The 25,022-nt window shown below is 72.3% G+C and carries 19 protein-coding genes; 6 read left to right on the top strand and 13 right to left on the bottom strand.

The window, feature by feature from the left end; all coding sequences use genetic code 11:
- Positions 1-20: 20 nt before the first annotated feature.
- From ABZY20_RS08560 to ABZY20_RS08505, 12 genes are all read right to left on the bottom strand, one after another.
- Positions 21-1,553, bottom strand: a complete 1,533-nt coding sequence (locus ABZY20_RS08560; protein ID WP_356438469.1) for a tetratricopeptide repeat protein — start codon at positions 1,551-1,553, stop codon at positions 21-23.
- A complete protein-coding gene (locus tag ABZY20_RS08555; protein ID WP_356438467.1) occupies positions 1,550-5,788 on the bottom strand; it encodes an AAA family ATPase in 4,239 nt (1,412 codons plus the stop codon). Before ABZY20_RS08555 ends, ABZY20_RS08560 begins: the two co-directional genes overlap by 4 nt.
- An 11-nt stretch (positions 5,789-5,799) precedes the next feature.
- Positions 5,800-6,171 carry a trypco2 family protein gene (locus ABZY20_RS08550; RefSeq protein WP_356438464.1) on the bottom strand — a complete coding sequence of 124 codons (372 nt, stop codon included), beginning with the start codon at positions 6,169-6,171 and terminating at the stop codon, positions 5,800-5,802.
- 174 nt (positions 6,172-6,345) lie between these two features.
- The gene (locus tag ABZY20_RS08545; protein WP_356438461.1) at positions 6,346-7,089 is read right to left on the bottom strand and encodes a PIG-L deacetylase family protein; all 744 of its coding nucleotides are present in this window, start codon (positions 7,087-7,089) and stop codon (positions 6,346-6,348) included.
- Positions 7,090-7,117: 28 nt separating this feature from the next.
- Positions 7,118-8,419 (bottom strand): alpha/beta fold hydrolase, encoded by a 1,302-nt coding sequence (locus tag ABZY20_RS08540; RefSeq protein WP_356438458.1) that lies wholly within the window; start codon positions 8,417-8,419, stop codon positions 7,118-7,120.
- Between the two features lie 102 nt (positions 8,420-8,521).
- Positions 8,522-9,556 (bottom strand): LacI family DNA-binding transcriptional regulator, encoded by a 1,035-nt coding sequence (locus ABZY20_RS08535; protein WP_356438455.1) that lies wholly within the window; start codon positions 9,554-9,556, stop codon positions 8,522-8,524.
- Positions 9,557-9,644: 88 nt separating this feature from the next.
- Complete coding sequence (locus tag ABZY20_RS08530) at positions 9,645-11,069, bottom strand: BNR repeat-containing protein (protein WP_356438452.1); 1,425 nt, start codon at positions 11,067-11,069, stop codon at positions 9,645-9,647.
- A 16-nt stretch (positions 11,070-11,085) separates the two neighbouring features.
- On the bottom strand, positions 11,086-11,406 hold the full coding sequence (locus tag ABZY20_RS08525; RefSeq protein WP_356438449.1) for an L-rhamnose mutarotase: 321 nt from the start codon (positions 11,404-11,406) through the stop codon (positions 11,086-11,088).
- Between the two features lie 17 nt (positions 11,407-11,423).
- Entirely contained in the window at positions 11,424-12,509 is a 1,086-nt protein-coding gene (gene rhaS / locus ABZY20_RS08520) for a rhamnose ABC transporter substrate-binding protein (RefSeq protein ID WP_356438446.1), read from the bottom strand.
- A gap of 40 nt (positions 12,510-12,549) precedes the next feature.
- On the bottom strand, positions 12,550-13,542 hold the full coding sequence (locus ABZY20_RS08515; RefSeq protein ID WP_356438444.1) for an ABC transporter permease: 993 nt from the start codon (positions 13,540-13,542) through the stop codon (positions 12,550-12,552).
- The gene (locus ABZY20_RS08510; protein WP_356438441.1) at positions 13,535-14,575 is read right to left on the bottom strand and encodes an ABC transporter permease; all 1,041 of its coding nucleotides are present in this window, start codon (positions 14,573-14,575) and stop codon (positions 13,535-13,537) included. The genes ABZY20_RS08515 and ABZY20_RS08510 overlap by 8 nt, the downstream gene beginning before the upstream one ends.
- A complete protein-coding gene (locus ABZY20_RS08505; RefSeq protein ID WP_356438438.1) occupies positions 14,572-16,089 on the bottom strand; it encodes a sugar ABC transporter ATP-binding protein in 1,518 nt (505 codons plus the stop codon). Before ABZY20_RS08505 ends, ABZY20_RS08510 begins: the two co-directional genes overlap by 4 nt.
- Before the next feature lie 284 nt (positions 16,090-16,373).
- Between ABZY20_RS08505 and rhaI the strand changes: the two genes are divergently transcribed.
- The 6 genes from rhaI (at position 16,374) to ABZY20_RS08475 (ending at position 24,064) form a co-directional block, all read left to right on the top strand.
- The gene (rhaI, locus tag ABZY20_RS08500) at positions 16,374-17,534 is read left to right on the top strand and encodes an L-rhamnose isomerase (protein WP_356438436.1); all 1,161 of its coding nucleotides are present in this window, start codon (positions 16,374-16,376) and stop codon (positions 17,532-17,534) included.
- A gap of 111 nt (positions 17,535-17,645) precedes the next feature.
- The gene (locus ABZY20_RS08495; RefSeq protein WP_356438433.1) at positions 17,646-19,685 is read left to right on the top strand and encodes a bifunctional aldolase/short-chain dehydrogenase; all 2,040 of its coding nucleotides are present in this window, start codon (positions 17,646-17,648) and stop codon (positions 19,683-19,685) included.
- Positions 19,682-21,130: a rhamnulokinase family protein gene (locus tag ABZY20_RS08490; RefSeq protein WP_356438430.1), complete on the top strand. Its 1,449-nt coding sequence runs from the start codon at positions 19,682-19,684 to the stop codon at positions 21,128-21,130. Before ABZY20_RS08495 ends, ABZY20_RS08490 begins: the two co-directional genes overlap by 4 nt.
- A gap of 71 nt (positions 21,131-21,201) precedes the next feature.
- The gene (locus ABZY20_RS08485) at positions 21,202-21,957 is read left to right on the top strand and encodes a (Fe-S)-binding protein (protein WP_356438427.1); all 756 of its coding nucleotides are present in this window, start codon (positions 21,202-21,204) and stop codon (positions 21,955-21,957) included.
- Complete coding sequence (locus tag ABZY20_RS08480; RefSeq protein ID WP_356438424.1) at positions 21,954-23,432, top strand: lactate utilization protein B; 1,479 nt, start codon at positions 21,954-21,956, stop codon at positions 23,430-23,432. The genes ABZY20_RS08485 and ABZY20_RS08480 overlap by 4 nt, the downstream gene beginning before the upstream one ends.
- Positions 23,429-24,064, top strand: a complete 636-nt coding sequence (locus ABZY20_RS08475) for a lactate utilization protein C (RefSeq protein ID WP_356438422.1) — start codon at positions 23,429-23,431, stop codon at positions 24,062-24,064. Before ABZY20_RS08480 ends, ABZY20_RS08475 begins: the two co-directional genes overlap by 4 nt.
- A 1-nt stretch (position 24,065) precedes the next feature.
- Here ABZY20_RS08475 and ABZY20_RS08470 read toward each other — a convergent pair whose 3' ends face one another.
- Positions 24,066-24,860: an SDR family oxidoreductase gene (locus tag ABZY20_RS08470; RefSeq protein WP_356438419.1), complete on the bottom strand. Its 795-nt coding sequence runs from the start codon at positions 24,858-24,860 to the stop codon at positions 24,066-24,068.
- Positions 24,861-25,022: the final 162 nt, after the last annotated feature.

The raw sequence follows: 25,022 nt of genomic DNA, 5'->3' as shown, positions 1-25,022 counted from the left end.
CCCATCGGGCCCTGCCCGCCTCAGGGCGGCCAGCATTCCGGACGCCGTGCACGGGAACCGTGCCGCACCTGGTAGACGATCCGGCCGTCGTGCAGGAACACCTCCTCGGGGCGGCCGAACTCGATGAGGTGCCCGAGACGGCGCTGCACCTGCCAGGCCGGAACCGCCGCACACACCAGCAACGCGTAACCGGCGGGGTCCGGCACCCAGGCGACGGCGAGCACCAGGCCGCACAGCGCCGCGGACCGGCGCCCCAGCCAGGTTCCCGAGAATCTCTTCCAGTGTCCGCGCAGCAAGCGGGGCTGGTACGTGAAGCCGAACAGCAGTAGGGCGAGCCGCGTGAACAGGATGCCCGAGATGGTGAAGCGCAGGGGCTCCCAGACGCCCGTAGCCAGGCTCCCCAGCATGATCGCGCCTCCTGCGAGCCCGAAGAGCCAGCACCGGGTCACGTAGTGCGGCCAGTCCGCGACGCCGCGGCGCAGCAGGGCGAGCGTGACGGGCTGGTCATGCGCACGGTGCAGCACCCGCCAGGCGGCGAACCAGGCGGTGCAGGCAGCGGCCAGCGCGACGGCGCTCCACGGCCGGGGCGCGAACACGGCGGCTGTGGCTGCGGCGCAGGCAGGCGCGAAGCCGTACCACGCCGTGCGTCGGCCGAGCAGGTCCGGCAGCGTGGCCCGCACCCCCCAGGCGATGGGCGCGAGTCTGAGGAACGCGAAGAGCACGGGCATCAGCAGGAGACCACCGACGACCATCCGGGGGGAGGCGCTCAGCCCCGCGGTCTCTTCGGCCGTCGAGATCAGGGCGAGGAAGGCGCACAGGCGCAGCAAGTGGAGCAGCGCGAGCATCGTCGCGCCGGACCACAGCATCCTCAGCGCCTCGGTCGCCGACGAGGCCCGCTGCGCGTCGGTGCGGACGGCCGCCTCGAGCGCCCGCCACGCGGCCGGGGCGTTTCCTCTCGCCGCCTCCAACCCGCCCAGGACCTCGGTCAGCTGGGCGCTCTGCGGGTCCTGGCGCAGAGCGCGCCGCACGAGCCCGCGTGCCGCGCGGGCGTATCCGGCGAGGTGGAGTCCCCGGGCCGCGTCGGACGCCCCCTGGCTGTCCCATGCACCCGCGGCCAGCCGAAGGTAGACATCGGCCGACTCCTTCACGGCCCGTCTGTCGCCGCGGTGCGACCGCACCTGCCGGTGGTAGTCGATGAACGAGCCGATCGCCAGAGCCCGCAGGGCCCAGGCCGCCGGGTTCTGCGGGTCGAGTCGGATGGCCCGCTCGACCGACTTCCTGGCGTCACCGGGATTCGCCACGACCAGCAGGACCCTGGCCTTCACCAAGTGGCACCGAGCCTCTTCGGGTCCGGCGGCGACGGCCTGGTTCGCGGCCCGCAGTGCGCCGGCGTGATCACCGGTTCCGAGCAGGCACACGGCCTGCAGCCGAAGCGCGGCAGGGTCCCGCCGGTCCCCGGCCAGCGCGGGCGCCAGAACGCGCAGGGCCTCCTCCCAACGCCGGGCGGCGGTGAGCAGAGTGACGCGCTCCAAGGTGGACGGTTCCACGGTCACCTGCGTTTCCTGTGCTCCAGATAGGCGATGAGGTCGCGGTAGCGTTCGTCCTGTCTCGCGAAGGCCACCACGTTCTTCGCGGATTCGAACCAGGGGCGGACCGAGGGCCTGACGTCCCGCAGCGCGGTGTGGAAGTCCGCGGTCGTCACGCTTCTGATCCGCCCGCGGGCCATGGCGTCCTGCATGGCGATCTCGATCGCCGACCGGCACAGATGAGCGACGTCGGCCCCCGAGTAGTTCTCGGTGGCGGCGGCCAGCGCGCCCAGGTCGACGTCGGAGGCCGGCACAGTCCGAAGCTGCGCCCGGATGATCGCCTTGCGTGCCTCGGCGTCGGGGGGTGCGACGAAGAGCGTGCGGTCGAACCTGCCGGGACGCAGCAGCGCGTCGTCGATGTCCCAGGGATGGTTGCTGGCCCCGAGGACGAAGACGCCCTCGTTGTCGGAGCCGACGGAGTCGAGTTCGGTGAGCAGTTGGGTCACCACGTTGCGCATGCCGCTGGCGTGGCGGTTGAGGGAGCGCTTCCCGCCGATGGCGTCCGCCTCGTCGAGGAAGAGCACGCAGGGACTGTTGCGCCGGGCGGCGCGGAAGACGGCCTGGATGTTCTTCTCCGAGTTGCCCATCCACATGTCCAGGGTGTCGGCGAGCGTGACGGAGATGAAACCGACGTCCAGTTCGCCCGCGACGGCCCGGGCGAGGTACGTCTTGCCGCAGCCCGGAGGCCCGTACAGGAGCAGGCTGCCGCGCAGCGACTGGCCGTAGCTCCGGGCGATCTCCGGGTTCCGCAGATGGGCGAAGAACGCCGTCTCCAGCCGCGCCTTGACGTCGGCCATCCCCGCCACATCGGCCAGCTTCACGTCGGTGTGCTGTACCTCCACGACCTCGTCGGCAGGGGTGTCCGTGCCAGTGCGTGCCTGGGCTTGTCTCTCGGCCGGTCGCGGAGGGCCGGGCGGCAACCGTTCCGGAGTTTCGGACGGTCGCCCGGGTGTGGCGGGGGGTTCCGGCATCTCGGAGGGCTCCCCGGGGGCAGGGAGCCGTGGCAGCAGTGCGACGGACATGGCCTCGCGGGCGGCCGCACTCGACGGGTCCGCCCGCAGGGCTTCCTGCGCGTGCTGGAGAGCCTCGCCGCTTCGCCCGGCGGCGACCAGGGCCTGGACGATCAGCAGCCGCAGTCCGGCGTCGTCGGGCTGCGCGGTCACAAGGGCCGTGAGCTGGTCGACTGCTGCGTTCAGCGGCGATTCCGGCATGGCGGGGGCTTCCGTTTCCTGTGATGGGGGCGGGGGTTCGGGCGAGAGCGGGGACAGCGGTCCCGCCGGGCACGGCGCCGGAGTCTCATCCCGGAGTCGTTCCACCTCGGCGAGCGCCGCCCTCGCCTCGGTGAAGCGGTCGGCGTCCAGCAGGAGGGCCGCGTGCTCCCGGAGTGCCATGGCGAGGGCGTCCTGGAAGCGCTCGGGCGCGAGGGACACCAGGGAGCGCTGTCGTGCCACCCGCTCCTCACCGGCCTCGACGGCCTCCTCGAGCCGGCCGGCCCCGGACAGAGTGCGGCTCAGCTCGGCCAGCACCTCGGGCAGGGCCACCCGGTGATGCTCGTCGCAGGCCAGCTTCCGGTGGATCCCCGCGCTTTCCCGCAGGGCCGCCAGTTCCTCGGTGTGCGCCCCGACCGCTCGAAGGCAGCGGGCCAGGTCGTGCAGGCACCACGCGAGCCGGCCGTCGGACTGCGCGGACGCCGAGGCGGCAGCGGCACGGACGACGGTGACCGCCTCCCGTGCGGCGGCCACCGCGTCGTACGGACGTCCCGCCGTGAGGAGCATCCGTGCCCGGCTCTCCAGCGCCGTCATCAGCAAGTCCTCGGCCCCCGGCGTGCCGCTGAGCCGCCGGGCCGTCGCCACCGCCTCGTCGACCACCTCCAGGGCAGTGGACGGCTGTCCCGCCTGGCTGAGCCGGGCACCGAAGGCGAGCAGCATCATCACGTGCCAGCCCGCCAGGGCCGGCGAGACCGGGCCCCTTCTGTCGTCCGTCATCAGCTCGGCCAGTGTCCGGGTGATATGGAGCGCTTCGTCGTGGCGGCCGGTGTCGCTGCAGGCCTGTGCCAGGCCGGAAGCCGTGACCACCACGTCGGTCGACCAAGCTCCTTCGGCCTGGGCCGTGGCGGATGCGAACGCCCTGGTGTGCGCGGCCAGTGCTTCCGCCGCCCGGCCTGCCGCGGCGAGTCGCTGCGCGTGGCTGACGAGGGCGCCGACGGCGTCGCCCCGGTGCGGAGAATGCTCCTGACTCGGTCGCGCGCAGATGTCCACCAGCGCTTCGGTGACCCTGACGGCGAGGCCGGCGAGCACCACGCTCTGCGGAGCGATCGCCCGCTCCAGCTCTCCCAACTCCTCCGCGTCCAGACGCTCTTGGTCAAGCAGGTGCTCGATGGCCCGGGCGAGGGGTGCGGGGTGCTCGCTGCGGGCCGCGGTCCGTGCCGCCTGGGGCGCGAGCCGGGGCAGCTCGGTGAGCAGCCGCCGGAGCGCGGGGGCGGCCTCCGGGCGGTGTGCCCCGGCCCTGGCCAGCAGGGTCAGGGCCGCGTCGGCCTGGCGGTTCGGGGCGTTCCGCAGGAGACGTACGAGCAGGTCCGGTTCCTGCACCACCGTGTTCATCACCGCGTGCTCGGCCAGCCGGTCGGGACGCAGGCCGCCCCAGAAGGCGCCGTCCTCGCCGGGGTACAGGTCGCGCAGCCAGTCGGCCACCAGACGCGGACGCGCTTCGAGGGGGTCCGCGGCGTGCAGGACTTCCGCGGCGAGTCCACGTGCCTCGGCGAGTTCCCGGGGTTCCCGCAGCGCCGCCGCGACCACCAGTTCACAGCGCAGCTCGGGTGACACACCGAGTTCGCGGCTGCGGGCCGTACGGCCCCAGTACAGCTGTTCGTGGCGCAGCAGGACGTCCCACACGCTGCTGCCCTCCGTCACCGGGACAGCGCCGGCGCCGGTCTGCAGCAGTCCGACCAGGGCTGCCGCCTGAAGGGCCAGGGGTGACTCGGCCGCGTTCGGTGGCGGACGCAGCGTCGCGGGATCGCCGATGGGCCAGGCTTCGGGAAGGCGACGGACGGCCGCCGCGAGATCGCGGGCGGCTTCGGTGAACGCCGCGTCGTGGTCCGGGCGTGTGAGAGGGCCCAGCCGGATCGGGTGCGGGGCCAGCAGGCCGAGTTCGGCGCGGAGCCGGTCGTACCACTCCCGATCCGTACGGGCGAGCAGCAGCAGCCGAAGCGGCGCCCCTTCCCACCGGTCCCGGACGGCCGACACCAGCGCGGCCAGCTCCTCCTGGCGTGTCTCGGCATAGTCCACGACGCACAGCACCGGGCGGGTCAGCCGGGCGAGGCGATCCAGTGCGGTGGCCGGCAACGGCGATCGCAGGTTTCCCGCGTGTTCGCCCGCGGCGCGTCGTTCCGCCGCGAGACGTAACGCCAGCCGCGACTTGCCCACACCTGCCGGACCGGTCACGAGATGCACACGGAGACCGTCTCCCTCGCACCATCGGCGGAGCCGGGCGAGTTCGTCCTCCCGTCCGGTGAACCGTACGGCGCCCGCCTCGGCGCGCAGCAGCGCCCCCGGGGAACTCGCGTGCGGTGTGGAGTCATACGTCGTGAGGAGTCCGTTGAGGTCGGCCGCCTCCAGGGCCGGCGGTGCCGCGCCCGTGACGCGTCGCCATGCTTCGGCGAAGCCCTGGTCGGACGCGATGCGGTCCAGGGGCTCCACGCGCAGCCGGGAGGGGACGAACTCGCGCAGGGCCTCGGTGACCAGGCCGATCAGGGCTCCGCCCGAGAACACGGCGGCGCCGGACAGTCCTTCCCACCGGGCGGGCGGGACGTCGCCCTTGACCTTCATCTGCCACCGCCCGCTGACCACTCCCGTCCCCGGCGCGATGACACCCGCGAGCTGTTCGGTGTCGTTGCCGGTGCCGTGGCCGGCCTGGAAGCGCGGGAATCCCACGGCGCGGCAGTCGGCCTCGTCGAGAGTGCCGAGGGCACCGAGCCGTACCTGTTCCCCCGTCAGAGCACCGTGCGGGGCCTGCAGCAGCGCCGCGTCGGTCCGCTCGCCCGTCCAGAGCCGACGGCAGCGCAGCACGGTCTCGTCCCCGAGAGCTCGTACGCTGATGCGGTCGGCGTCCCTCACGACGTGGCCGGCCGTCAGGACGAGGCCGGGAGCCACGGCGAATCCGGTGCCGAAGTGGAGACCGCCGGCGGATTCGGCCGACACCTCCACGACACGTGCCCTCATTCAGCCGTCGACGGCCGTTCCCCCTGCGGGCGCGGGGCGGCCGGGGGCTGGAGGGGGCGGGGAGTCAGTCCGCGGCCCATGTCGTTGATCATGATGTGCCCGCCTTCGGGGGTCGTACGGGCTTCCAGCCGGACCCGGACGGTGTGGGTGGCTTTACGGCCCGCGGTGCCATCGGCGCCGCCCTCGACGACGCCGAAGCGCACCTTTCCCGACAGTCCGCCACCCCTGGTGACCTCCACGCCGAGCTCCAGCTCGACCTCGCTCAAGGCGAAGAGGATTTCCTTGCCTTCGGTGTCCCGCGTCAGTTCCGTGAGCTGGCTGCGCAGGGTCTCCAGGACCTCTGTCAGCGGCAGGTGCCCGTCCCCCATGTGTGCCTCCCCGTCATGGCTTCGCGCACGAGAAGTATCGCACCTCTTACGGCGAGTAACTACACGCCCCTGAACGACCTCGCACACGGCATGCGGTACGCCGCCGCTTTCAGGTGGCCGCGGTGCTCCTCGAACCGGTGGACAAGGCCTTCGTCGGCTGCCGTGCTTTCGCCGTCATCTGCCGAAGAGTTCGAACGCCACCGCCGGCCGGCCCCCGAACCGCTCCCCCATGGACTCGGCGTGCCCGGTCAGGAACCCGCGGACGTAGGTCTCCGGGTCCTCGTCGGTCAGCGCCTCGATGTACGTGCGGTGTTCCAGCAGCGAGCGCACCGCGCGCTCCAGGCCGGGTGCCGCGTCGACGGCGTGCGTGGGGGTGCTGGAACCGGCGACGGCGACCCAGCGCACGCCGTCCCACGGGTCGAGGCCCTGTTCGGCGAGCTCCGGGAAGATCCACCGGTTGCCGGCGTCGCCGGCCGCGTCCAGGGTGGCCCGGCCGACGGCCACGTGGTCCGGGGTGTTCCAGGCGACCCCACCCCAGGTGTCCCGGTGGTTGAGGGTGATGACCAGTTCGGGCCGGTGCCGGCGGATGGCGGCGGCGATGTCGCGGCGCAGGGCGGTGCCGTACTCGATGACGCCGTCCCGGTGGTCGAGGAACTCCACCTCCGACACGCCGACCACCGCCGCGCTCGCGCGCTGCTCGCGTTCGCGCAGCGGCCCGCACTCCTCGGGTGCCAGTGTGTCGATGCCCGCCTCGCCCCGGGTCGCCAGCAGGTAGGCGACCTCGCGGCCCTCGTCGGTCCAGGCCGCGATCGCCGCGGAGCAGCCGTACTCGAGGTCGTCGGGGTGGGCGACGACCGCGAGGGCACGCCGCCAGTCGTCGGGCATGGGCTGGAGTTGAGTGACCGTCGGCTCCGTCATGTCGGCAGACTAATCGGCGCCCCCGGCATCACGCCTCGTCGCGCGCCAGTGCCAGCAGCCGGTCGAGGACGCGGGGGCCGCCGGTGCGCACCCCGTCGTGCTCGAACTCGTCCGTCACCCAGGTGCGCAGGCCCCGGATCGCGCGGGCGGTGCGCAGGGAGTGGGCGGTGTCGACGTACATGTCGTCGTGGTAGACGGCGGCGGCGACGGGCACTTCGTTGGCGGCCAGGCGAGCCGGGTCGTACAGCGGTGTCCAGTCGGTGCGGGCGGCGAGCAGGTCGGCGGTCTCGCGCAGCGGGCGCAGGGCCGGGTCGCACGCGAACATCCAGGGGTGAATCGATTCTCCGGTGAACAGCAGCGGTTCGTCGCCCGCGAGGGCCTTGGCCGCGTCGAACCGCGGGAACTCGGCACGCACCCGCTCGGCGGACCAGGCGGTGGGCCGGGCGTCCTGGCCGTAGATCGACTCGTGGATCAGGGCGTACAGCGGGTGGCGGGCGAAGCTGAGCAGGTGCTGCGCCTGCTCCTGGAACGCGTCGGACAGCGCGAGGCCCCGCGGGGTGCGGACGAAGACGTCCTCCAGGAGGTGGTGCAGGCGGTGGGTGCCGTCGCCGGTGCCGAGGACGATGCCGAGGGACTGGAAGGCCTCGACGGTGAACCGGTAGCCGTTGGGCAGGACCACGTCGTGGGTGAGCAGGTGGTCGGCGATGCGGCGGGCGCGCTCGACGTCCTGCGGGTAGCGGGCGTAGTGGGCGGTGACCTTGCGCTCGATGCGCGGGAAGGCGGCCCGGTAGACGTCGTCGGCGTGCGCGTCAAGGGAGGGCAGTCCGCCGGTGATGACGGCGGCGGCGAGCCCTTCGGGGGCGAGGGAGAGGTAGCTGGTGGCGCAGAAGCCGCCGAAGCTCTGGCCGAGGACGGTCCAGGGGGCGCCGCCGGTGACCTCGGCGCGGATGGCCTCGCAGTCGCGGACGATCGCGTCGGCGCGGAAGTGCGTGAGGTAGCCGGCCTGCTCGGCCGGGCCGCCGCGCAGCGGGAGCGTCTGGCGGTTGGCGGGTGTGCTGTGGCCGGTACCGCGCTGGTCGAGGAGCAGGACGCGGTACTCCTTCAGGGCCCTGCCGAGCCAGCCGGGCCGGCCGACGGAGCGGTCCGCGCCGAAGCCGGGTCCGCCCTGGAGGTAGAGCAGCCACGGCAGGTCCTGGTGCGCCTTGTCGCTCGCGACGACCTCGCGGGCGTACAGCTCGATGGTCTCGCCGCCGGGGCGGTCGTGGTCGAGGGGGACGGTGAAGCGGCGGTCGGTGAGGACGACTCCGGGCTGACGGTAGCTGAGGGTCAACAGGGCTCCCGGGACGGACGGATGCTCAGGCCGCGTCCCAGTTCATCACAGGGAACGTCCGCGGGTGAGCCCTTCGATCATGAAACCTTGCTGAACGGCGGTTCAGGGGCGGCGGCGCCCGGACAGGCTGGAGCGGCGGACCACCAGCTCGGGCTGGAGGACGACCCTCCGGTGCTCGTGGGGCCGGGCCGCGCTCTCCTCCTCGGTCTCCTCCAGGAGCAGGTCGGCGGCCAGGGCGCCCATGGTGACGGCGGGCTGGCGGACCGAGGTCAGCGGGACGGCCGCGGCGGCGGCGAACTCGATGTCGTCGTAGCCGACGATGGCGAGGTCGTCGGGGACGCGCACCCCGGCCGCGTACATGGCCTGCAGGACACCGAGGGCGAGCAGGTCGTTGGCACAGAACACGGCGGTGGGCCGGTCGGCGAGCCCGAGCAGGCGGGCCCCGGCGTCGCGTCCGGCGGCGACGTCCAGCCGTTCGGTGGGCAGCTCGCGCAGCGCGCCGGGGCCCAGTCCGGCCTCGGCGAGCGCTTCGAGGGCGCCGGTGCGGCGGTCGCGGACCTGGTTGAGGCCGGGCGGGCCGCTGACGTAGGCGATGGACCGGTGCCCGGCGTCCACGAGGTGGCGCACGGCCAGCGCGCCGCCCGCCACGTCGTCGACGGAGACGGAGCACTCGGTGGTGCCCTCGGCGACCCGGTCGACCAGGACGAACGGGATGCCGTGCCGCCGGAACGCCTCGATGTTGCGGCCGGTGGCGTCGGCAGGGGTGAGCAGCACGCCGCGGACCCGCTGCTCGGCGAAGAGCGAGAGGTACTCGGCCTCCTCGCCCGGGTCCTGGGCGCTGTTGCAGACCATCACGCCGAGCCCGGCCCGGCGGGCGGCGCGCTCGGCGCCGCGGGCCACGTCGACGAAGAAGGGGTTGCCCATGTCGAGGACGAGCAGCCCCATGATGCGGCTGCGGCCGGCGCGCAGCTGGCGCGCGGACTCGCTGCGGACGTACCCGAGCCGGTCTATCGCGGACAGCACGCGGGCCCGGGTCTCGGTGGCGACCGTGTCCGGGCGGTTGATCACGTTCGACACCGTGCCGACGGAGACTCCGGCGGCACGGGCGACGTCCTTGATACCCACCGACTGGGCCATCGGGCAGGGACCTCCAGAGGGAGACGAGGGGGGCGGCGGCCCGGGGCGGCTTCACATTACCGGCACGCCGCCCCGGAACCGGCCGTGCTCAGGCGGGCAGCCGGAAGTCGGCGACGTGCAGGGCGGAGGGTGTCGTACCGCTGGACTTCTCCTGGTACATGAAGGACAGCACCCCGTCCTGTGCGACCCGGGTCTCGTCGACGACGACCTCGCCGAAGGCGTTGAGGCCGCCGCCGTCGAAGAGGATCTTCCAGTCGCCGTACCCGGAGGCGGCCGAGGCGGCGGCGATCCGGCCGTAGGGGAAGATCGCGTAGGCGTTGTCGTACCTGTCCAGGATCAGCTTGGTGCGCTGGCTGGAGTTGAGCGGCACCGGTATCTCGGTCTTCTGCCAGGTGCCGGAGGCGTTCTTGCGGACGTGGAAGGCGCGGCCGTTCCTGGTCCGGTCGGAGACGTAGTTCGTGGTGCACTGGCCGAAGCGGCCGGGGACGTAGGAGATGATCGCGTGCGGCCGGCCCGCGGAGTCGGTGAACTGGCTCTCCTGGTTCATCAGGGAGTGGTCCGGGTCGAGCGGGTCGACGACCAGGCCGGGGTCGTTCACGGACACCTTGTCGGAGCCGCCGGTGACGCCGACGACCGTGCCCGCGTCGTTGCGCCAGGTGCGGCCGCGGTCGTCGGAGTGGACGTAGCCGGTGTCGTGGTTGGTGATGCCGCCGCCGCTGCACGTCACGGCGCCGTTCTGCTCGCGCCAGGTGAAGAAGGCGTGCAGCCGGCCGTTGCGGTCGTAGTCGATGCCGTGCAGGTACATGTTGCGGGCGGTGGAGGAGCCGTGCTCGCTGGTGTAGGTGCCGGTGGAGCTCGACCACTCGCCCAGGGCGGTCCACCGGGTGCCGTCGTACTCGGCGAGCGCGTTGCGGCCGTTGCCGGAGACGGCGACGCGGTAGCTGAGCTGCAGCCTGCCCTCCGGCGTGGCGACGAACTGCGGGTAGGTGAACTGCGAGGTCAGGGTGAGCCCGTCGAGGGTGGACCGCGGTGCGCCGAAGCGGCTCGCGGTCCAGCTCAGGCCGCCGGGGTCGTCCATCAGCCCGGCGGCCGACTTGACGTAGGTGAAGCCGTCGCTGTGGGAGTCCATGTGGAGGTGCAGCCGGCCGTCGACCCGGGAGACGCCCATGGAGATGACGTTGTGGGAGTCGTCGTAGCGCAGGGTGTGGCCGACCTTCACGGTGGACCAGGTGCTCGATCCGAGGGCGCGCCGGCCGACGACGGCGTTGCGGTCGGCGGTGTACCAGACGGCGTACTGGTGGCCCTTGTAGGTCAGCAGGCCGTTCTTCTGGAACGCGTTGTTGTTGACCAGGCCGTCGTAGGAGACGAAGAAGAGGGCCTGGTTGTCGAGGGTGGTGGTGCCGGTCCGGGTGACCGAGGGGCCGGGGCCCGCGGCCCGGGCGGTGCCGGAGGCCAGGGCGGGGGTCACCACGGTGCCCGCGAGGGCGGCGGCCAGCAGGGTACGTCTGTGCATCTCGTGGACTCCGTCGTCATGCGAGGTGGAAGACTTCCGTGAGCGGTTGCATGGCCTCGTCGGGCCGGGCGCCGTCCGGCGACTCGAAGAACGGCGCCATCTCCGCCTGCCAGCGGGCGTTGACGTCGGTGGCTTCCATGCCGGCCCGGGCGGCCGCGAAGTCCTCGGTCTCCAGGTAGCCGACGAGCAGTCCGTCCTCGCGCAGGAAGAGCGAGTAGTTGTGCCAGCCGGTCTCCTTCAGCGCCCGCAGCATCTCCGGCCACACGGCGGCGTGCCGCTCGCGGTACTCGTCGAGGCGGTCCGCCCTGACCTTCAGCAGGAAGCACACGCGCTGCATCAACAACCCTCCGCGGATCAGAAGTTGAACTGGTCGATGTTCTTCGCGTCGAACACGGTCGGCTTGCCGAGGCTGATCACGCCGTCCTTGCCGATGGTGTACTCGCCCATGGGGCCGGCCGTGAAGGTCTCGCCCTCCTTGCCGGTGATCTGCCCGGAGGACAGCGCGACGGCGGTACGGGCGGCCAGTTCGCCCAGCTTGGCCGGGTCCCACAGCTCGAACGCCTCGACGGTGCCGTTCTTGACGTACTTGCGCATGTCGTTGGGGGTGCCGAGGCCGGTCAGCTTGACCTTGCCCTTGTACTTGGAGCCCGACAGGTACTGTGCGGCGGCCTTGATGCCGACGGTGGTCGGGGAGATGATCCCCTTCAGGTTCGGGTGCTCCTGGAGCAGGCCCTGGGTCTGCTGGAAGGACTGCTGGGCGTCGTCGTTGCCGTACGCGACCTTCACCAGCTTCATGTTCTTGTACTCGGGCTTCTTCAGCTCGTCCTTCATGAAGTCGATCCAGGTGTTCTGGTTCGTCGCCGTCTGCGCGGCGGACAGGATCGCGATCTCGCCCTTGTGGTCGATCTGCTTGGCGAGCAGCTGCACCTCGGTGCGGCCCAGGTCCTCGGCGGAGGCCTGCGAGACGAAGGCGTTGCGGCAGTCGGCGGTGGTGTCGGAGTCGTAGGTGACGACCTTGACGCCGTTCTTCATGGCCTGCTTGAGCGCGGTGCACAGGGCGCCCGGGTCCTGCGCGGACACGGCCATCGCGTCGACCTGCTGCTGGGTGAGCGTGTTGACGTAGGAGACCTGCCCGGCGGTGTCGGTCGCGCTGGACGGCCCGACCTCCTTGTAGCTGGAGCCCAGCTCCTTCAGCGCCTTCTCGCCGCCCTGGTCGGCGGTGGTGAAGTACGGGTTGTTGACCTGCTTGGGCAGGAAGCCGACGGTCAGGCCCTTCTTCAGCTCGGCGTCGGGGTCGGCCTTGCCGGCGGCTGCCGCGGAGCCGCCCTCGTTCGCGACGTCCTTCTTGGTGGTGCCGCCGCCGCAGGCGGTGAGCGCCAGGGCGAGCGAGGTGGCGGTGGCGAGCGCCGCGCAACTGCGGCGGAGGGTCGTCTTGCGCATGACTGTCGTCCTTTACGAGGAAGGGCTGAGGAAGGGCTGGTTACGAGGTGGGAGTCGAGGCGGCTCTGCGGCCCGCCCTCGCTGTGGAGATCTGCCGTACGACCCGGGGGCCGAGCACGGAGAGAACGAGCAGGACGCCGGTGACGACGATCTGCGACTGCGCCGACACGTCCTGGAGGCTCATCACGTTCTGCAGCGCCCCCAGCAGGAACACCCCGGCGATGGCGCCGCCCAGCGTGCCCTTGCCGCCGTCGAAGTCGATACCGCCGAGCAACACCGCTGCTACGACGGACAGTTCGAGTCCGGTCGCGTTGTCGTAGCGGGCGCTGGCGTAGTGCAGCGCCCAGAAGACGCCGGTCAGGGAGGCCATGAGACCGGTGAGGGTGAACAGGATCAGCTTCTGCCGCCTGACCCGGATCCCGGCGAAGCGGGCGGCCTCCTCGCTCGCCCCGATCGCGAACAGGGAACGCCCGAACGGCGTGGCGTGCAGTGCGACCACGGCGATGGCGAGCAGGACGAGGAACGGCAGGAAGGCGTACGGGAGGAAGGTGTCCCCGATGCGCCCGGACGCGAAGTCCAGGTACTGCGCCGGGAAGTCGGTCACCGCGTCGGAGCCGAGCACGATCTGCGCGATGCCCCGGTAGGCGGCCAGCGTGCCGATCGTGACGGCGAGGGACGGCAGCCCGAGCCGCGTCACCAGCAGCCCGTTGACCAGCCCGCACACCAGGCCCAGCAGCAGGCAGACCGGGATGATCGCCTCGATGGCCATGCCCTGGTTCCACAGGGCGCCCATCACGGCACCGGACAGACCGGCGGTGGAGGCGACCGACAGGTCGATCTCGCCGGAGACGACCAGCAGGGTCATCGGCAGCGCGATCAGCGCGATGGGCAGGGTGTTGCCGATCAGGAACGACAGGTTGAGCGCGTTGCCGAACCCGTCGACGAAGCCGAAGGAGAACAGCAGGACGACGACGAGGAGGGCGCCGACGACCGTGTCCCAGCGGACCGCTCGGCTCAGGGAGATGTCAGCCATGGCGGGCGTTCCTCTTCTTCAGGGCAGAGGCCACGCGCAGCGCGACGATCCGGTCGACCGCGATGGCGAGGATGAGCAGGACGCCGTTGATGGCGAGCACCCAGACGGAGCTGACGCCGAGGGCGGGCAGCACGCTGTTGATCGAGGTCAGCAGCAGCGCGCCGAGGGCCGCGCCGTAGACGCTGCCGGAGCCGCCGGTGAAGACGACGCCGCCGACCACCACCGCGCTGACGACGGTCAGTTCGTAGCCGCTGCCGGTGCCGGAGTCGACGTTGCCGAACCGGGCGAGGTACATCGCGCCGGCGAGTCCGGCGAGGGCGCCGCAGAAGGTGTACGCGGCGAGGATCCGCTTGCGCACCGGGATGCCGGCGAGCCGTGCCGCCTCCGGGTTGGAGCCGAGGGCGTAGAGCTCGCGGCCGCTGCCGAAGTGCTTGAGGTAGTAGGCGGTGGCGACGAGGACGGCCAGGGCGATCAGGGCCAGGTACGGCACGGCCGAGATGCCGCCGGAGCCGAAGTCGACGAACCCGCCGGGCAGGTCGGCCGCGGTGATCTGCCGGGAGCCGACCCAGATGGAGTCGATGCCGCGGATGATGTACAGCGTGCCGAGGGTGACCACGAGCGCGGGCACCTGGCCGAGGCTGACGAGGAGGCCGTTGAGCAGCCCGAAGGCGATGCCGAGCAGCACCGCAAGGGCGATCGCCACGACCGGGTCGCCGCCGCCCTGGAGGTGGGTGCCGGCGGCGAAGGCGCTGATGCCGAGCGTGGAGCCGACGGACAGGTCGACGTTGCGGGTGATGACGACGAGGGACTGCCCGGTGGCGACCAGGACGAGGATCGTCGCGTTCAGCAGCAGGTCCTTGATGCCCTGCTCGGACAGGAACTCGCTGTTGCCGGCCTGGGTGACGGCGATCATCACCAGGAAGACGACCAGGATGGCCAGTTCGCGCATCTTGAAGACGCGATCGGCCAGGCGCGTGCCGCTCGACTTGGGCACCTCGGCCACGGGGGCCTCCTGCGGGGTCACGACCGTCATGCGGCGGCCCTCCCGGTGGCTGCGGCCATCACGGTTTCCTCGGTGGCGTCGGAGCGCGGGATCTCGGCGGTGAGGCGGCCCTCGTGCATCACCAGCACGCGGTCGGCCATGCCGAGGATCTCGGGCAGGTCGGAGGAGATCATCAGGACGGCCACGCCGTCGGCGGCCAGCTGGGACAGCAGCCGGTGCACCTCGGCCTTGGTGCCGACGTCGATGCCGCGGGTCGGCTCGTCGACGATCAGCACCCTGGGGCCGGTGGCGAGCCACTTGGCGAGGACGACCTTCTGCTGGTTGCCGCCGGAGAGCGTGTTGACCGTGTCGGCGATCCGCGCGTACTTGACCTGGAGCTTGACGGCCCAGTCGAGGGAGCGGCTGCGCTCGGCGCCGCGGTCCATCAGCCCGGCCCTCACGGTCGTGCGCAGCCCGGTGAGGCCGATGTTCCGCTCGATGGACATGTCCATCACCAGGCCCTGGGCGCGCCGGTCCTCCGGGACCAGGGCGAGGCCCGCGGCCATGGCGGTGGAGGGGGCTCCGTTGACCAGGGGCCTGCCGTGGACGGTCACCTCGCCGGCGTCCCAGCGGTCGATGCCGAAGACGGCCCGGGCGACCTCCGTGCGCCCGGCGCCGACCAGCCCCGCGAGACCGACGATCTCGCCGTGCCGGACGTCGAAGGACACGTCGGTGAAGACGCCCTCACGGGTCAGCCGGCGCACGCTCAGGGCGACCTCGCCCGGCTCGACCTCCTGCTTGGGGTACAGCTCGTCGAGGTCGCGGCCGACCATGCGGCGCACGAGGTCGTCCTCGGTCATGCCCTCCAGCGGCTCGCTGGCGATCCGGGCGCCGTCGCGCAGGGTGGTGACCCGCCGGCAGATCTCGAAGATCTCCTCCAGCCGGTGGGAGATGAACAGCACGGCGGCGCCCTGCTCGCTCAGGGTCCGTACGACGCCGAAGAGGCGGGCGACCTCGCTGCCGGTGAGGGCGGCGGTCGGCTCGTCCATGATCAGCACGCGGGCGTCGAAGGAGAGGGCCTTGGCGATCTCGACGATCTGCTGGTCCGCGATGGACAGGCCGCGCGCGGGACGGTCGGGGTCGAGTTCGACGCCGAGGCGCTTCATCAGCTCGGCGGTGGCGTGGTGCGTGGCCTTGTGGTCGATCCGGCCGAGCGTGCGGCGCGGCCGGCGGCCCATGTAGATGTTCTCGGCGATCGACAGGTCGGGGAAGAGCGTGGGCTCCTGGTAGATCACGGCGATGCCGGCGTCGCGTGCGTCGCCGGGCCCGTGGAAGGCGACGGGCGCACCGTCGAGCAGCACCTGGCCGGCGTCCGGCCGGTGCACTCCGGCGAGGGTCTTGATGAGGGTCGACTTGCCGGCACCGTTCTCGCCGGCCAGGGCGTGCACCTCCCCGGGGAACAGCTCCAGGGAGACGTCCCGCAGGGCGCGGACCGCGCCGAAGGACTTGGAGACGTCCCTCAGCGCCAGGACCGGGGCCGGACCCGTGGTGGACGGGTGGGTCATTGGGGGCTCCTCGACGACGCCGGCGGGACCGCCTCGCGGCGTCGTGGGCGTCGTGAAAGGTTTCAACTGGGTTGCCGGGACGTTAGGCGGGCCGCGCATGTCACGTCAATGGGTCCCGGTCGAAAATGTTTCGAGGACGCAAGGTCACGCACCGGTCACGGGAAGCCGGTCCGACGGGAGGGGTTGACACCCCTTCGGGCGGCCCATAACTTCGCGTTCTGAATCGTTTCATTGGAGGTCGTCGCGCCCAGGCCGTGACGACCCGATGCCTCAGGAGCCCAGACGTGACCGAGCTCGCCGCGGCGAAGGCCGCTCTCAAGACACAGGCCGTCGAGACGCCGTCGTGGGCGTACGGCAACTCGGGCACACGGTTCAAGGTGTTCGCGCAGGCGGGCGTTCCGCGCACGCCGCAGGAGAAGCTGGACGACGCGGCGAAGGTGCACGAGTTCACGGGCGTCGCCCCCACGGTCGCGCTGCACATCCCGTGGGACAGGGTCGACGACTACGCGGCGCTGGCCAAGCACGCCGAGGACCGGGGGGTGAAACTCGGGGCGATCAACTCCAACACCTTCCAGGACGACGACTACAAGCTCGGGAGCATCTGCCATCCGGACGCGGCGGTGCGGCGCAAGGCCGTGGACCACCTGCTGGAGTGCGTCGACATCATGGACGCGACCGGCTCCACGGATCTGAAGCTGTGGTTCGCCGACGGGACGAACTACCCCGGGCAGGACGACATCCGCGGGCGGCAGGACCGGCTGGCCGAAGGGCTGGCGGAGGTCTACGAGCGGCTCGGGGACGGGCAGCGGATGCTGCTGGAGTACAAGTTCTTCGAGCCGGCGTTCTACACGACGGACGTGCCGGACTGGGGCACCGCCTACGCGCACTGCCTGAAGCTCGGGCCGAAGGCGCAGGTCGTGGTCGACACGGGGCACCACGCGCCGGGCACCAACATCGAGTTCATCGTGGCGACGCTGCTGCGGGAGGGCAAGCTCGGCGGGTTCGACTTCAACTCCCGGTTCTACGCGGACGACGACCTCATGGTCGGGGCGGCCGATCCGTTCCAGCTCTTCCGGATCATGTACGAGGTGGTCCGGGGCGGGGGCTTCACGTCCGAGGTCGCGTTCATGCTCGACCAGTGCCACAACATCGAGGCGAAGATCCCGGCGATCATCCGGTCGGTGATGAACGTCCAGGAGGCGACGGCGAAGGCGCTCCTGGTCGACGGGGAGGCGTTGGCCGCCGCGCAGCGGGCCGGTGACGTGCTGGAGGCGAACGCCGTGCTGATGGACGCGTACAACACGGATGTGCGGCCGTTGCTGCGGGAGGTGCGCGAGGAGATGGGGCTGGACCCCGAGCCTCTCGCTGCGTATCGGCGGTCCGGGTGGGCCGAGCGGATCGTGGCCGAGCGGGTGGGTGGGCAGCAGGCGGGGTGGGGTGCGTGAGCGTCTGCCGAGTTCTGTGATCTGCGGGGTGCGGGCTGTTCGTGGTTGATCGCGCAGTTCCCGCGCCCCTGAAAAGAAGGCACCTCACTCTCTCTTGGAATGGAACTGTTCATGGCTGTTCACCCCGAAGCCGACGCTCTGCTCGCCCGGTCGCACCGGCTCGGCAGTGATCCCCGGAACACCAACTACGCGGGGGGCAACGCCTCCGCCAAGGGGGTCGAGACCGATCCCGTCACCGGCGGGGACGTCGAGCTGATGTGGGTCAAGGGGTCCGGCGGTGACCTCGGGACGCTGACCGAGGCGGGGCTGGCCGTACTGCGGCTGGACCGGATGCGGGCGCTCGCCGACGTGTACCCGGGGGTCGAGCGCGAGGACGAGATGGTCGCCGCGTTCGACTACTGCCTGCACGGCAAGGGCGGGGCCGCCCCGTCCATCGACACCGCCATGCACGGGCTGGTCGAGGCCGCGCACGTCGATCATCTGCACCCTGATTCGGGGATCGCGCTGGCCTGTGCCGCCGACGGGGAGAAGCTGACCGCCGAGTGCTTCGGGGACAGCGTGGTGTGGGTGCCGTGGCGGCGGCCCGGGTTCCAGCTGGGGCTGGACATCGCCGCCGTGAAGAAGGCCAACCCGCGGGCCGTGGGGTGCGTCCTCGGCGGGCACGGGATCACCGCCTGGGGCGACACCTCCGAGGAGTGCGAGCGGAACTCGCTGTTCATCATCCGGACCGCCGAGACGTTCCTCGCCGAGCGGGGGAAGGCCGAGCCCTTCGGGCCGGTGATCGAGGGGTACGCCGCGCTGGGCGACGGGGAGCGGCGGGAGCGGGCCGCCGCCCTGGCGCCGTACGTGCGCGCCCTCGCCTCACAGGACCGGCCCCAGGTGGGGCACTTCGACGACTCCGAGGTGGTCCTCGACTTCCTCGCGCGTGCGGAGCATCCGCGGCTCGCCGCGCTCGGCACCTCCTGCCCCGACCACTTCCTGCGGACCAAGGTCCGGCCGCTGGTGCTCGACCTGCCGCCGACCGCACCGCTCGACGAGGCGATCGCCCGGCTGCGGGAGCTGCACGCCGGATACCGCGAGGAGTACGCGGCCTACTACCGGCGGCACGCCGAGCCCGGCTCGCCCGCCATGCGCGGCGCGGACCCGGCGATCGTGCTGGTCCCGGGCGTGGGCATGTTCTCGTTCGGCAAGGACAAGCAGACCGCCCGGGTCGCGGGCGAGTTCTACGTCAACGCCGTCAACGTGATGCGCGGGGCGGAGGCCGTCTCGGCGTACGCGCCCATCGAGGAGTCGGAGAAGTTCCGCATCGAGTACTGGGCGCTGGAGGAGGCCAAGCTCCAGCGGATGCCGAAGCCGAAGGCGCTCGCGACGCGGGTCGCGCTGGTGACCGGTGCCGGCAGCGGGATCGGCAAGGCCATCGCGCACCGGCTGGTGGCCGAGGGGGCGTGCGTGGTCGTCGCGGACCTGAACACGGAGAACGCCGAGGCGGTCGCCGGGGAACTGGGCGGGCCCGACAAGGCCGTCGCCGTGACCGTGGACGTGACGTCCGAGGAGCAGATCGCCGAGGCGTTCCGGGCGGCGGTGCTGGCCTTCGGCGGTGTCGACCTGGTGGTCAACAACGCCGGCATCTCGATCTCCAAGCCGCTGCTGGAGACCTCCGCGAAGGACTGGGACCTCCAGCACGACATCATGGCGCGCGGGTCCTTCCTCGTGTCGCGGGAGGCGGCCCGGGTGATGATCGCCCAGGGCCTGGGCGGCGACATCGTCTACATCGCTTCCAAGAACGCCGTGTTCGCCGGGCCCAACAACATCGCCTACTCGGCCACCAAGGCCGACCAGGCCCACCAGGTGCGGCTGCTCGCCGCCGAGCTGGGCGAGCACGGGATCCGCGTCAACGGGGTCAACCCGGACGGCGTCGTGCGCGGCTCGGGGATCTTCGCGGGCGGGTGGGGCGCCCAGCGGGCCGCCGTGTACGGGGTGGAGGAGGAGAAGCTGGGCGAGTTCTACGCGCAGCGGACCATCCTCAAGCGCGAGGTGCTCCCCGAGCATGTCGCGGGCGCGGTCTTCGCGCTGACCGGCGGCGACCTCACGCACACGACCGGTCTGCACATCCCGGTCGACGCCGGCGTGGCCGCCGCCTTCCTGCGATGAGCGCGCAGATGAGGACGTACGCGGCAGTCGACCTCGGCGCGTCCAGCGGGCGGGTGATGGCCGGCCGCGTCGGCCCCGGCGCGCTGGAGCTGACCGAGGTCCACCGCTTCCCCAACCGGCCCGTGCGGGTACCGGAAGGGCTGCGCTGGGACGTGCTCGGGCTGTACGCGGGGGTGCTCGAAGGGCTGCGGGCGGCCGGGCAGGTGGACTCCGTCGGCATCGACAGCTGGGCCGTGGACTACGGGCTGCTGGACGCCGACGGGGCGCTGCTCGGCAATCCCGTGCACTACCGGGACGCGCGGACCGAGGGTGTCGCCGAGAAGGTGTGGGCGACCGTGCCCGCGGCGGAGCTGTACGCGGCGACCGGGCTGCAGTACGCGCCCTTCAACACGCTGTACCAGCTGGCGGCGGCCCGTTCCACGGTCCAACTCGGCCGGGCGAGGCGCCTGTTGCTGATCCCCGATCTGCTGTCGTACTGGCTCACCGGCGAGCAGGGCACGGAACTGACCAACGCCTCCACCACCCAGCTGATCGATCCGCGCACCCGCGACTGGGCGTACGGCGTCGCCGGGCGCCTCGGGATCGACCTGGGGCTGTTCGCGCCGCTGCGCCGTCCCGGGGACCCCGCGGGGGTGCTGCGTCCGGAGGTGCTGGAGGAGACGGGGCTGACCGGGCCCGTGCCGGTGACGGCCGTCGGGTCGCACGACACCGCGTCGGCCGTCGCCGCGGTTCCGGCCGCCGGTGAGCGGTTCGCCTACATCTGCACCGGGACCTGGTCCCTGGCCGGTCTGGAGCTGGACGCGCCGGTGCTGACCGAGGAGAGCCGGGCGGCCAACTTCACCAACGAGCTGGGCCTGGACGGCACGGTCCGCTACCTGCGCAACATCATGGGGCTGTGGCTGCTCCAGGAGTGCGTGCGGGCCTGGGGCGACCCGGATCTGGACACGCTGCTGCGGGAGGCGTCCCGGGTGCCGGCGCTGCGGTCGGTCGTGGACGCGGGCGACGCGGCGTTCCTCGCGCCCGGGCGGATGCCGGAGCGGATCGCCGGGGCCTGCCGGGCCTCGGGCCAGCCCGTGCCCGCGTCCCGGGCCGAGGTGACCCGCTGCATCCTCGACTCCCTCGCCCTCGCCCACCGCAGGGCGGTCGAGGACGCCCAGCGGCTCGCCGGGCACGCGGTCGACGTGGTGCACGTGGTCGGCGGCGGCACGCACAACGCGCTGCTGTGCCAGCTGACCGCCGACGCGTGCGGGCTGCCGGTGGTGGCCGGGCCGACCGAGGCGGCCGCCCTGGGCAACGTGCTCGTGCAGGCGCGTGCCCACGGGCGGGCCGGTGACCTGGCCGGGATGCGTGAGCTGCTGGCCCGTACGCAGCCGCTCGCGCGCTACGAGCCGCGCGGCGGCACCGGGCGGTGGCGTGCCGCCCAGGCCCGGCTCGCCGGTGGCTGACGGGGTCTCCCTGACGCCTCGCGCCCGCACTACGCTGCACTCGTCCGATGATCAACCCACAAGGAGCCGCGATGCGTGTCGCCCTGTTCCTGACCTGCGTCAACGACACGCTGTATCCGGACACCGGGCGCGCCGTGGTGAAACTGCTGACCAGACTGGGCGTCGACGTCGACTTCCCGATGGCGCAGACCTGCTGCGGGCAGGCGCACTACAACACCGGATACCGCCATGAGGCCGAGCCCCTCGCCCGGCACTTCTCCGATGTCTTCGGCGGCTACGAGGCGATCGTGACGCCGTCCGGGTCGTGCGGGGCGATGGTGCGGGAGCTGTATCCGCGGATGGGCGAGCGGGCCCGGGCCGAGGGGCGCGGGGACACCCTGGCGGCCACGCTGGCGCCGGTGGTGCCGAAGACGTACGAGCTGACCGAGTTCCTGGTGGACGTGCTGGGCGTGACGGACGTCGGCGCGTACTACCCGCACACGGTGACGTACCACCCGACCTGCCACGGGCTGCGCGGACTCGGGCTCGGCGACCGGCCGCGGCGGCTGCTCGAGGCCGTGCGGGGACTGGAGCTGGTGGAGCTGCCGGGCGCCGAGGAGTGCTGCGGGTTCGGCGGCACCTTCGCGCTGAAGAACGCCGACGTCTCGGCGGCGATGGGCGCGGACAAGGTGCGCAACGCCGAGTCGACGGGCGCCGAGGTGCTGTGCGCGGCCGACAACTCGTGCCTGATGCACCTCGGCGGGACGATGACCCGGCTGCGCAGCGGCATGCGGCCGGTGCACCTCGCGGAGATCCTGGCGAGCACGGAGGAGGAACCGGCCGTATGAGCGGGACGTTCGTCGGCATGCCGGCGTTTCCGGAGGCCGCACGCGCGGCGGTGGGTGACACGACCCTGCGCGGCAACCTCCGGCACGCCACGCACACCATCCGCGCCAAGCGGGCCAAGGCCGTCAGCGAGGTGTCCGACTGGGCCGCGCTGCGCGAGGCGGGCAAGCGGATCAAGGACCACACGCTGCGTCATCTCGACCGCTACCTGGTCCAGTTGGAGGAGTCGGTCACGGCGGCGGGCGGCATCGTGCACTGGGCCGCCGACGCGGCCGAGGCCAACGAGATCGTCACGCGACTCGTGCGGATGACCGGCGAGTCGGAGGTCGTCAAGGTCAAGTCGATGGCCACGCAGGAGATCGGGCTGAACGAGGCGCTTGAGGCCGCGGGCATCGCCGCCTACGAGACCGATCTCGCCGAGCTGATCGTGCAGTTGGGCAAGGACCGGCCCTCGCACATCCTCGTCCCGGCGATCCACCGCAACCGGGGCGAGATCCGCGACATCTTCGCCCGCGAGATGGGCGAGTGGGGCCGCCCGGCCCCCGAGGGCCTCACCGACAGGCCCGCCGAACTCGCCGAGGCCGCCCGGCTGCACCTGCGGGAGAAGTTCCTGCGCGCCAAGGTCGGCATCTCCGGCGCCAACTTCATGGTCGCCGAGACGGGCACGCTGGTGGTCGTGGAGTCCGAGGGCAACGGGCGGATGTGCCTGACCCTGCCCGAGACGCTGATCTCGGTCGTCGGCATCGAGAAGATCGTGCCGTCCTGGCGGGACCTGGAGGTCTTCCTGCAGACCCTGCCCCGCTCCTCCACGGCCGAGCGCATGAACCCGTACACGTCGACCTGGACCGGCACGACCGACGAGGACGGCCCACGGACGTTCCATCTGGTGCTGCTCGACAACGGCCGCACCGACACCCTCGCCGACGAGGTCGGCCGGCAGGCGCTGCGCTGCATCCGCTGCTCGGCGTGCCTGAACGTGTGCCCGGTGTACGAGCGGGCCGGCGGCCACGCCTACGGCTCGGTGTACCCGGGCCCGATCGGCGCGATCCTCAGCCCTCAACTGCGGGGCACGGGCAGCGAGATCGACGCGTCGCTGCCGTACGCGTCCTCGCTGTGCGGGGCGTGCTACGAGGTCTGCCCGGTCGCCATCGACATCCCCGAGGTGCTGGTGCACCTGCGGGAACGGGTCGTGCAGGGCGGGGCGGTCACCAGGGAGGGCAACAAGGTGGTGCTGCGGCCCGCGAAGGGGCACGCCGCCGAGCGGGCCGCGATGCGCGCGGCGCGCTGGGCGTTCACCCGCCCCGGCGCGCTGCGCACCGGGCAGCGCGCCGCGTCCCGGACCCGCCGCTTCCACCCCCGTACGCTGCCCGGCCCGGGCCGGGCGTGGAGCGGGACGCGGGATCTGCCGCCGGTGCCCGCCGAGCCGTTCCGGGACTGGTGGCAGCGCACGCGCGGCGGGAAGGACGGGGCGAAGTGAACAGCAGGGAGCGGATCCTGGGGCGGGTGCGGCGCGCGCTCGCGGACGCGCCGGCCGACGACACGCCGATCGCGCGGGACTATCTGCGCGAGCACGGGCAGCGGACCGCCGCGCAGATGGTGGACCTGCTCGCCGAGAACCTGGCGGACTACCGGGCGCTCGTGCACCGCACCGGCGGCGAGGGGCCGGCCGGGCTGATCGCCGCGCTGCTGGAGAAGCGCGGGTCGAGGTCGGTGCTGGTGCCGCCCGGGCTGGACGAGGGGTGGCTGGCGGCGACCGGCGTGACGCGGGTGGCGGACCGGGCGGAGAGCACCCCGCACGAACTCGACCGGGTGGACAGCGTCGTGACGGGCTGTGCGGTGGCGATCGCGGAGACCGGGACGCTCGTGCTGGACGGCTCGCCCGACCAGGGCCGGCGCCGGATCACCCTCGTCCCGGACCATCACATCTGTGTCGTACGGGTCCCCTCGCAGGTGGTGTCCTCGGTGCCGCAGGGGCTCGAACGGCTGGATCCGGCACGGCCGTTGACGTGGATCTCCGGTCCGTCGGCGACCAGCGACATCGAGCTGGACCGGGTCGAGGGGGTGCACGGCCCGCGCACGCTGGAGGTGATCCTGGTGGACGAGGCGTGAGTCAGGGCAGGATCGCGTCGACGTAGCCGCCGTCGACGCGCAGAGCGCCGCCCGTGGTCGCCGAGGCCTGGTCCGAGGCGAGGTAGACGGCCATGTTCGCGATCTCCTCCGGTTCGATGAGCCGCTGGAGGAGGGACTGCGGGCGGTGCTGCCGCATGAAGGCGCGCTGGGCCTCGTCCCACGGCAGGTCGCGGCCGACGAGCTGGTACACGAAGTCCTCCACGCCGCCGGTGCGGGTCGGCCCGGCGATGACGGAGTTCACCGTGACGCCGGTGCCGGCCGCCTGCTTGGCGAACCCCCGGCTCACCGCCAGCAGGGCCGTCTTGGACATGCCGTAGTGGATCATCTCGACGGGGATGACGACCGCCGAGTCGCTGGCGATGTACTGCACGCGCCCCCAGCCGCGCTCGGTCATGCCGGGCAGGACCATGCGCGTGAGGCGCACGGCCGACAGGACGTTCACCTCGAAGAAGCGGCGCCACTGCGCGTCGCTGATCTCCAGGGGGTCCGCCGACTCGAAGACGCCGAGGTTGTTGACGAGGACGTCCACCGTCCCGAGGGCCTCCACGGCCTGCCGCGCGCCCTCGGCGGCCGTGACGTCGGCGGCGACGGGCACCGGGTCGGCGCCGGGGACCTCGCCCCGCATCCGGTCCACGGCCTCCTCCACCCGCCCCGGCGAGCGTCCGTTGACGCCCACCCGGGCGCCGGCCCGGGCCAGGCCCGTGGCGATCGCGGCGCCGATGCCCTGGGTGGAGCCGGTGACGAGAGCGGTGCGGCCCCTCAGATCGATACGCATACCGGGTCAGCCCTTTCTCCGTGCGGGGAACGGCCGGGTACCCGCCGGGTCCCGCCGAGCACACCCCCCGGCGCGGGTCCCGGCGGCCCGTGCGGGCACGGAACCCCGTGACAGCGGCGCTGAACAAGCGCTTAGATAGGTGCGGACCCGCCCGTACGACCT

The organism is Streptomyces sp. NPDC006624 (genome assembly GCF_040611555.1).
GTDB lineage: Bacteria > Actinomycetota > Actinomycetes > Streptomycetales > Streptomycetaceae > Streptomyces.
This window is presented reverse-complemented; position numbering and strand designations above follow the sequence as displayed.